Source organism: Rhodococcus sp. MPR-R1B (assembly GCF_058793255.1).
Genome location: NZ_JBXAFO010000014.1, coordinates 65655 through 79505 on the forward strand (window position 1 = coordinate 65655; position 13851 = coordinate 79505).

10 protein-coding genes and 2 tRNA genes are annotated in these 13851 nt (G+C 63.0%); all 12 read left to right on the forward strand.

Annotation, left to right across the window (positions count from 1 at the left end; genetic code table 11):
* Positions 1 to 23: 23 nt before the first annotated feature.
* The 12 genes from gnd to AC1Q61_RS19900 all read left to right on the forward strand — a co-directional run bounded on the left by gnd (position 24) and on the right by AC1Q61_RS19900 (position 13850).
* The gene (gnd, locus tag AC1Q61_RS19845; protein WP_042920749.1) at positions 24 to 932 is read left to right on the forward strand and encodes a phosphogluconate dehydrogenase (NAD(+)-dependent, decarboxylating); all 909 of its coding nucleotides are present in this window, start codon (positions 24 to 26) and stop codon (positions 930 to 932) included.
* Positions 933 to 2162, forward strand: coding sequence for a DNA replication/repair protein RecF (gene recF / locus AC1Q61_RS19850; protein WP_030536718.1), 1230 nt, complete (start codon positions 933 to 935; stop codon positions 2160 to 2162).
* On the forward strand, positions 2155 to 2700 hold the full coding sequence (locus tag AC1Q61_RS19855; protein ID WP_003942471.1) for a DUF721 family protein: 546 nt from the start codon (positions 2155 to 2157) through the stop codon (positions 2698 to 2700). The genes recF and AC1Q61_RS19855 overlap by 8 nt, the downstream gene beginning before the upstream one ends.
* Positions 2701 to 2824: 124 nt before the next feature.
* Positions 2825 to 3736, forward strand: coding sequence for a metal-dependent hydrolase (locus AC1Q61_RS19860; RefSeq protein ID WP_042920746.1), 912 nt, complete (start codon positions 2825 to 2827; stop codon positions 3734 to 3736).
* Positions 3736 to 4857 carry a PDR/VanB family oxidoreductase gene (locus tag AC1Q61_RS19865; protein ID WP_042920803.1) on the forward strand — a complete coding sequence of 374 codons (1122 nt, stop codon included), beginning with the start codon at positions 3736 to 3738 and terminating at the stop codon, positions 4855 to 4857. Before AC1Q61_RS19860 ends, AC1Q61_RS19865 begins: the two co-directional genes overlap by 1 nt.
* 28 nt (positions 4858 to 4885) lie before the next feature.
* On the forward strand, positions 4886 to 5809 hold the full coding sequence (locus AC1Q61_RS19870) for an alpha/beta fold hydrolase (protein ID WP_007729179.1): 924 nt from the start codon (positions 4886 to 4888) through the stop codon (positions 5807 to 5809).
* 197 nt (positions 5810 to 6006) lie between these two features.
* Entirely contained in the window at positions 6007 to 8043 is a 2037-nt protein-coding gene (gene gyrB, locus AC1Q61_RS19875; RefSeq protein ID WP_003942515.1) for a DNA topoisomerase (ATP-hydrolyzing) subunit B, read from the forward strand.
* 86 nt (positions 8044 to 8129) lie between these two features.
* Positions 8130 to 10661, forward strand: a complete 2532-nt coding sequence (gyrA, locus tag AC1Q61_RS19880; RefSeq protein ID WP_047272672.1) for a DNA gyrase subunit A — start codon at positions 8130 to 8132, stop codon at positions 10659 to 10661.
* On the forward strand, positions 10661 to 12055 hold the full coding sequence (locus AC1Q61_RS19885; RefSeq protein ID WP_215516220.1) for a DUF3566 domain-containing protein: 1395 nt from the start codon (positions 10661 to 10663) through the stop codon (positions 12053 to 12055). Before gyrA ends, AC1Q61_RS19885 begins: the two co-directional genes overlap by 1 nt.
* 75 nt (positions 12056 to 12130) lie before the next feature.
* A tRNA-Ile gene (locus AC1Q61_RS19890) sits at positions 12131 to 12204 on the forward strand.
* A gap of 176 nt (positions 12205 to 12380) precedes the next feature.
* A tRNA-Ala gene (locus AC1Q61_RS19895) sits at positions 12381 to 12453 on the forward strand.
* A gap of 287 nt (positions 12454 to 12740) precedes the next feature.
* The gene (locus tag AC1Q61_RS19900) at positions 12741 to 13850 is read left to right on the forward strand and encodes a baeRF11 domain-containing protein (RefSeq protein WP_054828211.1); all 1110 of its coding nucleotides are present in this window, start codon (positions 12741 to 12743) and stop codon (positions 13848 to 13850) included.
* Position 13851: the final 1 nt, after the last annotated feature.

A 13851-nucleotide genomic window follows, 5' to 3' on the forward strand; every position in this document is an offset into this window, starting at 1 on the left:
CGCGCCTGACCAGGGAGAACAGTATGAAGATCGGACTCGTAGGTCTCGGCAAGATGGGCTTCAACATGCGTGAGCGCTTGCGCGCGCATGGCCTCGAGGTGATCGGATACGACCCTCGACCGGAAGTCACCGATGTCGGGTCACTTGCCGAACTCGCTGCTTCCCTCGAGGGACCTCGAGTCGTCTGGGTGATGGTTCCGGCCGGTGACATCACCCAGAGCACCATTGCCGAGCTGGCGGATGCCCTCGAGGGTGGCGATCTGGTCATCGACGGTGGGAACTCGCGTTACACCGACGATGCTGTCCATGCCGAGCTTCTGGGCGCCCGTGGGATCGGTTTCCTCGACTGCGGTGTCTCCGGTGGCATCTGGGGCCGTGAGAACGGCTACGGCCTGATGGTGGGCGGATCCGAGCCCGACGTGGCGAAGGCAATGCCGATCTTCGACGCCCTTCGCCCCGACGGCGACGCTGCAGACGGCTTTGTCCACGCCGGCCCCGTCGGTGCTGGTCATTACGCGAAGATGGTCCACAACGGCATCGAATACGGCCTGATGCAGGCGTATGCCGAGGGGTACGAGCTCCTCGAGGCGGAAAGCCTGATCGCGGACGTTCCGGGCGTGCTCCGAGCTTGGTCGAAGGGAACCGTCGTACGTTCGTGGTTGCTCGATCTGCTTGTCGACGCCCTCGAGGAGGATCCGGAGCTTGCGCAGATCACGGGCTATACCGAGGATTCCGGCGAGGGCCGCTGGACGGTCGAGGAAGCCATCAAGCACGCTGTCCCCGCTCCCGTCATCTCCGCTGCTCTGTTCGCGAGATTTGCTTCACGACAGGATGATTCACCGGCCATGAAGGCGGTGTCGGCCTTGCGCAATCAGTTCGGTGGTCACGCCGTCAAGAGCGCCTCGCCCAAGAATTCGGCTTCTGGAAGCTAAGTGTTCGTTCGTAGATTTTCGCTGCGTGACTTCCGATCCTGGGATTCGCTGACGCTTGACCTCACGCCGGGAACAACCGTGTTCCTCGGTTCCAACGGGCACGGTAAAACCAACGTGCTCGAGTCGCTCGGGTATCTGTCGACGCTGTCGTCACATCGAGTGTCCGCGGATGCACCGATGATCCGCAGCGGTTCCGCCAGTGCCTTTGCCGGTGCAACGGTGGTCAACAATGGGCGCGAACTGACCATCGATGTCGAACTGATCGAGGGAAAGTCCAACCGCGCCAGGATAAATCAGTCTCCGACGCGTCGTCCGCGGGAAGTGCTGGGGATTCTGCAGTCGGTGATGTTCGCGCCGGAAGATCTGTCGTTGGTTCGCGGAGATCCTGGTGATCGTCGACGCTATCTCGACGAGTTGTTGACGTCCCGGATACCCCGAATGGCTGCTGTCCGTGCGGATTACGACAAAGTTCTGCGTCAGCGCTCAGCCCTACTCAAAACTGCCGGTGCGGCTTTGCGTCGCGGTTCTCGTGGTGGCGAGTCCGACAACGTCCTCTCCACCCTCGAGGTGTGGGACGGGCATCTGGCCGCTCACGGCGCACAATTGTTGGCCGGGCGCCTCGAGTTGGTCCATGATCTGGCGCCGCATCTGGCGGAGTCGTATCGTTCCATCGCACCCGAATCCCGGCCGGCGTCGATTCGATACAAGAGCAGTCTGGGGTCCTCGTTGGATCCCGAATTCACCGATCCTGCAAGGATTTCCGGTATCGACGACGTTGCGTACCTCGAGGAGAGATTCCACCTCGAGTTGGCGCAGATGAGGTCGAAGGAAATCGATCGCGGAGTGTGTCTGGTCGGTCCGCATCGGGACGATCTGGAGCTGATTCTCGGTGACAGCCCGGCGAAAGGCTTTGCAAGCCATGGTGAATCGTGGTCTTTCGCGCTTTCGCTGCGGCTGGCAGGTTTTGCCCTGTTGCGCGCCGACGGCAGCGACCCGGTCCTGATGCTCGACGATGTCTTCGCGGAATTGGACCGTCGTCGGCGTCGTGCGCTCGCCACCGTTGCAGCCACCGCCGAACAGGTGCTGATCACGGCCGCCGTTCCCGAGGACGTACCGGACGAACTCGAGGCGGCCAAGTTCGGCGTCGAAGCCTCCGATACCGGAGACGGTCGGATATCCCGGATAGTGCCCGTAGGCTCGACAGATCAGGAGGTCGAGTTCGATGACTGAAGACAGCAGCGCGGCTCCGGAGCCCGAGCTCAAAGGGATCGATCTGGCGCGCCGTGCCCTCGAGGAGGCACGCGCGACGGCAAAGGCCAACGGCAAGGCCGTCGGGCAGGGGCGATCGTCGCCCAAATACGGAAGTGGCCGACCGCGTCGACGCAGCGGTTGGTCCGGCCCCGGCCCGGATGCGCGGGACCCTCAGCCGTTCGGCGCTCTCACCAGCGCTATCTCCAAATCGCGTGGGTGGTCCCCCAAGGTGTCCGAGGGCACGGTCCTCGGTCGGTGGCCGCAGGTCGTCGGAGAAGACATCTCCGCGCACGCCGAGCCGATCTCTCTGAAAGAAGGTGTTCTCAGCATCTCCGCCGAGTCGACGGCGTGGGCTACCCAGTTGCGCATGATGCAGTCCCAGATTCTGGCCAAGATCGCTGCTGCCGTCGGTGACGGCGTCGTGAAGACACTGCGGATCACCGGTCCGAGTGCGCCTAGCTGGCGCAAGGGAGAAAGGCATGTGAAAGGCCGCGGACCTCGCGATACGTACGGCTGAGGAAAACTCAACCAGGCCCTGGTTCTACCTATTACTTCGTGTTACAGTTAAAACTCGCTAGTGAGTGAACTGTGTCACAAGGCTGTCGTTCCCCACCGATCGGCAGGCATGAAGGAGTAGCTAGATGTCGCAGAAGATATCGACACCCGCTTCGTCGTTCGCCGAGCCGGATCACATCCTGTTGCAGGCTCGCAATGTCGAGTTCGACTGGTCCGATCTGCCCATGCACTGGATTCCGGGCGATCCGTTCAGCACACACGTTCTCAACGTGCTTCACCTTCTCCTCCCCGCCGGTGAGGAATGGTTTGTCGAGACCTTCAAGGAAGCTCTTCCTCTGATCGAGGACGAGAAACTCCGTGAGGACGTCGTCGGATTCATCGGCCAAGAGGCGATGCACTCCAACGCGCACTCGGGTGTCCTCGTCCATCTCAAGGAAAACGGCCTCGATCCGACGCCGTACACCCAGCAGATGGAGTGGGCATTCTCGAAGCTGCTCGGACCGCGTCCGATGACGGGTCTGCGTGCCGAGAATCACCTGGTGGAGCGCTTGGCGATCATCGCGGCCATCGAACACATCACTGCTTTCCTCGGCGACTGGGTGCTCAACGCCAAGGGACTGGACAAAGCCGGCATGCACCCGACCATGCTTGATCTCCTTCGCTGGCACGGCGCCGAAGAAGTCGAACACCGAGCCGTCGCGTACGACGTCATGCGCTACTTCGACAAGCGTGAGACCCGCCGGATCCGTACCCAGATCCTCGTCACGCCCGCAATCGTGTGGCTGTGGATTCGCGGTACCCGGTTCTTGATGCGCAACGATCCCGAGCTTGCCGCTCAGGCTCCCAGCCGTCGACGCCCCCACCTGTCCGATTTCATCGCGGCCGGAAAGCGTGGCACAGTTCCCACGTCGTTCGAGCTGGTCAAGCGGATGTCGACGTACTTCAGCAAGTCGTACCACCCCAGCAAAGAGGGCTCGACCGCCCAGGCGGTGCAGTACCTCGCGTCATCACCCGCAGCACAGGCGGCTGCACGGTGATTTCACTCTCGAGGGTCAAGGACGTCATTTCCGGTCACGACGGGTTGCCACGGTTTCCGGCGCCACCCGATCTGTCCGGTAAGAACCGCCCCGACCGCGCCATGCGCATCACGGAGTTGTTGGCGGACAAGTACCTTCGGGTGTTGACGGCCTACGACTACAACCCCGAGATCGCGGGCCACAACCCCGACACGGCCATGAACATGGTGGTCAGCACACGTGAGGTGGTGGCGACTGACGAGAACGTCGTTCGCCTGCGCTTCGAATCCGCGGACGGCTCACCGATTCCGCCGTGGCATCCGGGTTCGCACCTGGACTTCCATCTACCTTCGGGTCTGCGGCGTCAGTATTCGCTGTGCGGCGACCCTGCCGATCGCACGGGGTACAGCGTCGCGGTGCGCCGGATCCCCGACGGCGGTGGCGGTTCCATCGAGATGCACGCTCTCCAGCCCGGTGAGCACGTCACGGTACGCGGACCACGCAACGGCTTCCCGTTTGTCGGAGAAGGCAGCGCGTTGTTCGTCGCCGGCGGCATCGGTATCACGCCGATCATCGCAATGGTCCGTGCGGCAAGAGAATTGGGGATGGACTGGTACTTCATGTACTCGGGCCGCTCCCGTGAATCCATGCCGTTCCTCGACGAGATCGCAACCTGGGATCCCGAGCGTGTCTTCGTGCGCCCGGACGACGAGTTCGGATTGCCCACCACCACAGACCTTCTCGGACGAGCGCCGGTCGGCGGCGCCGTGTACTGCTGTGGCCCGACGCCGATGCTCGATGCCGTCCGCCGCGGTTTCCGCGATACACCCTCCACCGCTTTGCATTTCGAGCGGTTCGGGGCTCCGCCGGTGATCGACGGCAAGGAATTCGAAGTGCAGCTTGTCAATTCGGGACAGGTGCTCACCGTGCCCGCCGACGAGTCCGCGCTCGACGTCATCAAGAAGACATTGCCCGGTGTCGGGTACTCGTGTCAGCAGGGTTTCTGCGGAACCTGTCGTGTGAAGGTGCTCGCGGGTAAACCCGATCACCGCGAAAGGCGTCTGACCGACACCGAACAGGAAACGGAGATGCTCATCTGCGTATCCCGTTCCGACGGTGGACGTCTCGTTCTCGATCTCTAGATATTTCCCGACTCCGAAGGGTTCGACAATGTCGAAGCACTCTCCTGTCCATGCCGTGACCGCGCGTCGCGTGACCAACGGTTCCGTCAGCCTGGCCGTGTTCGAGCAGGGCAAGGCAGACGGCGAGACCATCGTCCTGGTGCATGGTTGGCCCGACACCCATGAATTGTGGAACCGCATCGTGCCTTTGCTGGCAGACGACTTCCGCGTCGTCAGCTACGACAGCCGCGGGGCCGGTGAGAGCACGATCCCCTCGAGGGTGCAGGACTACCAACTGAGCGCACTGGCCGGCGATCTTTTTGCCGTCATCGACGCGGTCAGCCCGGGCAAGCCGGTGCACGTCCTCGCGCACGACTGGGGATCCGTCGAAACGTGGGAAGCGGTCTGCGAGCCGGGTGCCGAAGAGAAGATCGCGTCGTTCTCATCCATCTCGGGTCCGAATCTCGATCATCTCGGCAAGTGGATCCGGGCGAGCGCGTCCAAGCGTCGTTTCCTCGGCCCGGCGGCGCAGGGAATTGCGTCGGCCTACACCGTTCTGTTCCAGATTCCCGGCCTGTGCACCCTTCCGTTGCGTCTGTGGTTCTCCAAGCACTGGCCGGCGTTTCTGGGCTTCTTCGACGGTCTGGACCCCCGTGTGGTCAACACCGCGCCCACCATCGCCGACGACATGGTGAACGGACTCAAGCTTTATCGCGCGAACATCCGGCCGTCTCTCGGCAAGCCGCGGGATCGGTACACGGACGTGCCTGTTCAGCTCATTCTGAACAAGTACGACAAAGCCGTTCGTCCGGTGGGATACGAAGACACCGAAAAATGGGTCTCCGACCTGCAGCGACGTGAAATTGCCGCGGGACACTGGTCGCCGTTTTCACATCCGGGCGAGGTTGCCGAACATGCGCGGGCATTTATCGCGAGCCTGAGAGAGCGTCGCTCGGAGAAGCAAAGTTCCTAGCGTTTCACCTTCCGGGGATCGTAAAAATTCGTCTGCGGCGCAGCCAGGGGTGTCATTGGCCGCTTCTAGTCGGTGCTTACCAGTAAGATGGTCAACGGTAACTAGCGGCAACATTCTCGAACCCGCTCCGACGACACCCGCAAGGGCTTGCTGACGGCTGCGCTCGAGTATTGACGGAGAAGGAGAGCTACCCACCCGTGGCTGCCCAGAAGTCAGATACAAGCACTTCCAGCAAGGACTACAACGCGTCGTCCATCACCGTCCTCGAAGGACTCGAGGCGGTACGTAAGCGTCCAGGCATGTACATCGGTTCCACCGGTGAACGCGGTCTGCACCACCTCATTTGGGAGGTCGTCGACAACTCGGTCGACGAGGCGATGGCCGGACACGCCACCAAGGTCGAGGTCACCCTCCTCGAAGACGGCGGAATCCGCGTCATCGACGACGGCCGTGGCATCCCGGTCGGCATGCACGCCTCCGGAGTTCCCACCGTCGAGGTCGTGCTTACCCAGCTGCACGCCGGCGGCAAGTTCGACTCCGACTCCTACGCCGTCTCCGGTGGTCTGCACGGCGTCGGCATCTCGGTGGTCAACGCGCTCTCCACCAGGCTCGACGTCGACATCAAGGTCGACGGCTACCGGTGGCAGCAGACGTACACCGATTCCAAGCCGGGAGAGCTCGTACAGGGCGACCCGACGAAGGAGACCGGCACCACCGTCAGTTTCTGGGCCGATCCCGAGATCTTCGAGACCACCCGCTACAACTTCGAGACCGTTGCGCGTCGTCTGCAGGAAATGGCCTTCCTCAACAAGGGCCTGACCATCACGCTGACCGACGAGCGCGCCGAGGTCATCGACGACGAAGCCGCCGAGGTGGCCGAGGCTCCCAAGTCTGCTGCCGAAGAAGCCGAAGAAGCTGCTCAGGCAGCGCCGCGTAAGTCCAAGACCCGTATCTACCACTACCCCGGTGGACTCGAGGACTACGTCCGGCACATCAACAAGAGCAAGACCCCGATCCACAACTCGGTCGTCGGATTCACCGCCAAGGGCACCGGCCACGAGCTCGAGGTCGCAATGCAGTGGAACTCCGGCTACTCGGAGTCCGTGCACACCTTCGCCAACACGATCAACACCCACGAGGGTGGTACCCACGAAGAGGGCTTCCGCGCCGCACTGACCGCAACGGTCAACAAGTACGCGCTCGAAAAGAAGCTGCTCAAGGACAAAGATCCCAAGCTCACCGGTGACGACATCCGTGAAGGACTCGCGGCCATCATCTCGGTGAAGGTCGGTGAACCCCAGTTCGAGGGTCAGACCAAGACCAAGCTCGGCAATACCGAGGTCAAGTCCTTCGTGCAGAAGGCGTGCAACGAGCACCTCGCGCACTGGTTCGAGGCGAACCCCGCCGACGCGAAAACCATTGTGAACAAGGCTGTTTCGTCGGCGCAGGCCCGCGTCGCCGCACGTAAGGCGCGTGAGCTGGTCCGTCGTAAGAGTGCGACCGACCTCGGTGGCCTGCCAGGCAAGCTCGCCGATTGCCGCTCCAACGATCCGGAGAAGTCCGAGATCTACATCGTGGAGGGCGACTCCGCAGGCGGCTCGGCCAAGTCCGGCCGAGACTCGATGTACCAGGCGATCCTCCCGCTTCGCGGAAAGATCATCAACGTCGAGAAGGCGCGTATCGATCGCGTCCTCAAGAACACCGAAGTCCAGTCGATCATCACCGCGTTCGGCACGGGCATCCACGACGAGTTCGACATCGCCAAGCTGCGCTATCACAAGATCGTGCTCATGGCCGACGCCGACGTCGACGGTCAGCACATCGCAACGCTGCTGCTCACGCTGCTGTTCCGCTTCATGCGGCCGCTCGTCGAGCACGGCAAGGTCTACCTCGCGCAGCCGCCGCTGTACAAGCTCAAGTGGCAGAAGGGTGCGCAGCCGGAATTCGCGTACTCCGACCGCGAGCGCGACGCGATGGTCAAGGCCGGCCTCGAGTCCGGCAAGAAGATCAACAAGGACGACGGCATCCAGCGCTACAAAGGCCTCGGCGAGATGAACGCCAAGGAGCTGTGGGAAACCACGATGGACCCGACGGTGCGCGTTCTGCGTCTCGTCACGCTCGACGACGCGGCTGCTGCCGACGAGCTGTTCAGCGTGCTGATGGGCGAAGACGTCGAAGCACGACGCAGCTTCATCACCCGCAATGCCCGGGACGTTCGTTTCCTCGACGTGTAGGCCTGCGGCCCTGTGAGCGGTTGAGGAGTCCCCGGACTCCTTTTCCGCGCACAGGGGCTTGCCCCCTCTTTTAAGAAAGTGAGCTCATGACCGACACCACGTTGCCACCGGACGGTCCGCAACACGACCGGATCGAACCGGTCGACATCCAGCAGGAAATGCAGAACAGCTACATCGACTACGCCATGAGCGTCATCGTCGGTCGCGCTCTGCCGGATGTCCGCGACGGACTCAAGCCGGTGCACCGCCGCGTGCTCTACGCGATGTACGACAACGGATATCGCCCCGACCGCGGATACGTGAAGTCTGCCCGACCGGTCGCCGAGACCATGGGTAACTACCACCCCCACGGCGACTCCTCGATCTACGACACGTTGGTTCGTATGGCCCAGCCGTGGTCGCTGCGTTACCCGCTAGTCGACGGTCAGGGAAACTTCGGCTCCCGCGGCAACGACGGCGCAGCCGCCATGCGTTACACCGAGTGCAGGCTCACGCCGCTCGCGATGGAAATGCTGCGCGAAATCGACCACGAGACAGTCGATTTCACCCCGAACTACGACGGCAAGACGCAGGAACCGACGGTTCTGCCCAGCCGTATCCCGAACCTGCTGATCAACGGTTCCAACGGCATCGCCGTCGGTATGGCCACCAACATTCCGCCGCACAACCTGCGTGAAGTTGCCGAGGCCATCTACTGGGCGCTCGACAACTTCGAAGCGGACGAGGAAGCCACCCTCGCGGCCGTCATGGAGCGCATCAAGGGACCCGACTTCCCCACGCACGGGCTCATCGTCGGTGGACAGGGCATCCAGGACGCCTACACCACCGGCCGTGGCTCCGTTCGTATGCGCGGCGTCGTCGAGATCGAAGAAGATGCCAAGGGCCGCACCACAATCGTCATCACCGAGCTGCCCTACCAGGTCAACCCGGACAACCTGATCACCTCCATCGCGGAGCAGGTTCGTGACGCCAAGATCGGTGGCATCTCCGACATCCACGACGAGTCCTCGGACCGCGTCGGCATGCGCATCGTCGTCACCGTCAAGCGTGACGCCGTTGCCAAGGTCGTGCTGAACAACCTTTACAAGCACACCCAGCTGCAGACCAGCTTCGGCTGCAACATGCTCTCCATCGTCGACGGAGTGCCGCGCACGCTGCGCCTCGACCAGATGATCCGTCTGTACACGGCGCATCAGCTCGAGGTCATCGTTCGTCGTACCAGGTACCTGCTTCGCAAGGCACAGGAGCGCGCCCACATCCTGCGCGGTCTGGTCAAGGCCCTCGACGCTCTGGACGAGGTCATCGCCTTGATCCGTGCGTCGCAGACCGTCGACATCGCTCGCGCCGGATTGATGGAACTCCTCGACGTCGACGAGATCCAGGCCGACGCCATCCTCGGCATGCAGCTGCGTCGTCTGGCCGCCCTCGAGCGTCAGAAGATCGTCGACGAGTTGGCCGAGATCGAACTCGAAATCGCGGACCTCGAAGACATTCTGGCTCGCCCGGAGCGTCAGCGCGCGATCGTTCGTGACGAGCTCAAGGAAATCGTCGACAAGTACGGCGACGACCGTCGTACCCGCATCATCGCCGCCGACGGAGACGTCAACGACGAGGATCTGATCGCCCGCGAAGACGTCGTCGTCACGATCACCGAGACCGGTTACGCCAAGCGCACCAAAACCGACCTGTACCGCTCGCAGAAGCGCGGCGGCAAGGGTGTTCAGGGTGCCGGCCTCAAGCAGGACGACATCGTCTCGCACTTCTTCGTCACGTCGACGCACGACTGGCTGCTGTTCTTCACCACGAAGGGCCGCGTCTACCGCGCCAAGGCTTACGAACTGCCCGAGGCGAGCCGTACCGCTCGCGGTCAGCACGTTGCCAACCTGCTGGCCTTCCAGCCGGACGAGCGCATTCAGTCCGTCATCCAGATCAAGACGTACGAAGACGCGCCCTACCTGGTGCTCGCCACTCGCAACGGTCTGGTCAAGAAGTCCAAGCTCACCGACTTCGACTCCAACCGCAGCGGTGGCATCGTCGCCATCAACCTGCGCGGTGAAGACGAACTGGTCGGCGCTGTCCTCTGCTCCGCCGAAGACGACCTCCTTCTCGTCTCGGCACAGGGCCAGTCGATCCGCTTCTCGGCCACCGACGAGGCACTGCGTCCGATGGGCCGCGCCACTTCCGGTGTCCAGGGCATGCGTTTCAACGGTGACGACGAGCTGCTCTCGCTCAACGTCGTTCGTGAAGGAACGTTCCTCCTGGTCGCCACGTCGGGCGGTTACTCCAAGCGAACTGGCATGGAGGACTACCCGGTGCAGGGTCGCGGCGGCAAGGGCGTGCTCACGATTCAGTACGACAAGAAACGTGGCACTCTGGTCGGTGCGCTCATCGTCGACGACGACGACGAGCTGTACGCGATCACCTCGGGCGGCGGCGTCATCAGGACGGCTGCCAAGCAGGTTCGTAAGGCGGGACGCCAGACCAAGGGCGTGCGTCTGATGAACCTCGGCGAAGGCGACACACTGCTCGCGATTGCGCGCAACGCCGACGAGCCCGAAGAGCTCGCTGCAGAGACCACCGACAACGCAGACAATGCCGATGGAGCTAAGGAGTCCTAGTGAGCACTCCCAACCAGCCGGGCAGTGACCAGAAGAGCGAAAGCACTTCAGGTTCGACGCCACCGAAGCCGGAGCAGGCAACTGCTCCGGCGGGGCCGCAGACCTCGAAACCTGCAGCTCCAGCGGACGGCGGACCCAAAGCTTCCGAGGCAGCTCCGGCGCCCAAGGCACCGGAGCCGCCTCGCGGCCCGTCGGCTCAGAAGCCGGCGGGTGGGGCTTCCGACGCCGCGGGTGCGGCCAAGGGTCAAGCTCCTTCCGCTCCTTCTGTGGCTCCGGCTGCGCCGGTAACTCCGGCAAAGGGTGACGGTCAGGCTCCGCCGCAACCGGTTGCCAATCAGGCTCGTGGCAGCCAGGCGCCGCCGTGGCAACGCGGACCCCAGCCGTCGGGTCAGCCGCAGGGGCAGCCAGCTCAGAACCCCGCTGCTCAGAACCCGGCGTCCAAAGCCCCGGCGTCGAAGACTCAGCCACCGCAGAATCAGGCTCCGCAAAGTCAGCCGCAGACCAACATCACGCGCCCAGCCGGCGCTGGTGCTCCTGCGGGTCGACCGGCAGCTCCTGCCGGGGGTAAGCCGCCTGCGGGTCCGCAGCGTCCTGCAGCGGCAGGCCCTGCGCAGGGTGGTCCGGTGCAGGGTGGTCCGGCCAAAAACCCCGCGCAGGGTGGTGCGCCGAAGGGACAGCCACAGGCGGGTCGCCCCGCTGCCGGTGCACAGACGGGTCGTCCTGCCGGCAACGCGTCGGCACGTCCCGTCGTGACGGGAACGGCGGCTGCCGCAGCTACCGGTGGCGTCGCCGGCGCGGCAGCAGCCAAGGCTGTTACACCCTCGGGCACAAATCCCAAGGCTGCAAACGCCACGGTCGCCAATCCCACGGTCGCTAATCCGAAAGCAAAAGCCGCCGCGATCGACGGGCCGACTCGGCACATCGATCGCAAGGATCTACCCAAGGACATGCCTGACCTCTCCGAGGCCAAGCATCCGTTGCCTGCTGCGGTGAAGGGTGAGAAAACTCACGCCGTATCGGCTTCGGTCGTGGACGGTGCGCCGCTGCGCGCAACGGTCCAGATCCGTCGTATCGACCCGTGGTCCACGCTCAAGATCACATCCGTGATCTCGGTGTCGCTGTTCTTCGTGTGGATGGTGGCCGTCGGACTGCTCTACGTGGTTCTCGACGGCATGGGCGTCTGGGATCGCCTGAACAACGCGTTCACCGACATCGTTGCCGACGGCGGCTCCGACGGTCTGGTGACGGCCGGCCAGGTGTTCGGCTACGCCGCGCTGATCGGCATCGCGAACATGGTGCTTTTCACGGCACTCGTCACGATCGGATCGTTCATCTACAACCTCTGCAGCGACCTGGTTGGCGGCGTAGAGGTAACTCTCGCCGACCGCGACTGACCTGCGAAAACATTGCTCCGCCGGGCCCGTTTTGGTGTCAGCGGCCCGGTGGGGTAATCTTTGGAATCGGTTCAGGGGCCTATAGCTCAGGTGGTTAGAGCGCTTTACTGATAATGAAGAGGTCGGAGGTTCAAGTCCTCCTAGGCCCACTCCCATGTGCCGAAGAAGGGTTGCTGGAATGAAGGTTTTCCTGCTTGTCGGGGCCGGAATTCTGGTAGCTCTCGGGGTCACCAAGCTGATCAAAAGTCAGCGCGGAGACAAGGTTTGGCACGATTTGGAAACAGGATAGAACCTAGGTACTCTGACTCCGGTCAGAAAACCGAACGGGGCCTTAGCTCAGTTGGTAGAGCGCTGCCTTTGCAAGGCAGATGTCAGGAGTTCGAATCTCCTAGGCTCCACAGTAAGAAAACACCCTCCCGGGATCCGGGAGGGTGTTTTTGTATGCCGATGTACCCGATCTCTGCTCGCCCCGGCCGGTGCCCGACTTGTGTGGTTCCACCCCACCCCTTCTTGAGCGAACGGCACTTTCGGCGCACTGAAGGCGATGAACATGCCGTTCGCTCGGAGTGGGGTGGCCAGAACCGCGCCCACTTTATGGACCGTTCGTCCCGAATTCTCCGGAAAGTCTAGTGGTCATAACCAGCCGGGCGTAGCGTGAGGAGAACCCAATTTCAGGAGGTTCGTAGTGCTTCACAACGACATTCCCAGCCACGGTGAAATTGCCGCACTCGCGGAGGTGGAGGGGCCCACCTGCATCACCATCGTGACTCCGACTGAAGATGCGCCGCAGGATTACGACAAAGCGCGCATAGCCTTCAAGGACCAGGTCCGCTCGGCACTCGCATCGGTGGAGGATCCGGCCGAGCGCAAGCAGTTCGAGGCCGAATACGCAGAGCTCGACGACGACGACGATTTCTGGCGCTTCCAGTCGCGCTCATTGGTCACGTACGCGACGCCGGACCGTCTGGTGACCTTCCGCCTCCCCAACCGTCTGCAGGCGCTCGAAACGGTCAGCGATCGGTTTCATCTCAAGCCACTACTCCGTTCGGTGACCTTCCCCCAGACGGCGTTTGTTCTCGCTCTCGCCGAAGGTTCGGTGCGATTGATCGAGATCGCCGCCGATCAACCGGCCGACGAGGTTCGTGTTCAGGGAATGCCGAAGAACGCTGCGGATCACGCGGGCAAGTCGTCGATCAACAGTCGCACCGAGGCGGGTCGGCTCTCGGGTTCGGACAGCCGAAAGCTGCGCGTCAATCAGTACGCCCGCGCAGTCGATCACGAGGTCCGCGGTGTGCTCGCCGGCCGTGACGTCCCCTTGATTCTGGCCGCTGCGGAACCCATCGCGTCGGTGTATCGCTCCGTGAATTCGTACCGCCACCTGGTCGACAAAACCGTCGAGGGAAACCCCGAAGCCTTGTCGACGCAGGAAGTGGCGGACGGTTCGCGTCCGGCGCTCGACGACTTCCATGCCGAGCAGCTGGCGGCGGTGCGGGACACCTTCAATGTGCGCACGGAACAAGGTCGCACTCAAACCGACGTCGCCGACGTGGCAACAGCCGCGACGTACGGACAGGTCGACACCGTTTTCATCGACATCGATTCCGTCGTACCCGGAAGTCTCGATCCCCAGACGGGCGCTCTCACGACCGGCGAGTCGACCAACGGAAGCACCTACGGGGTCGTCGACGAGATCGCTCGTCGTGCGCTCCTGACGGGTGCGCGGGTGCTCGCTGTTCGCGCGGAGGACATTCCGGGCGGCGGCGCAGTTGCCGCGATTTTGCGCTTCGCCCCGTAAA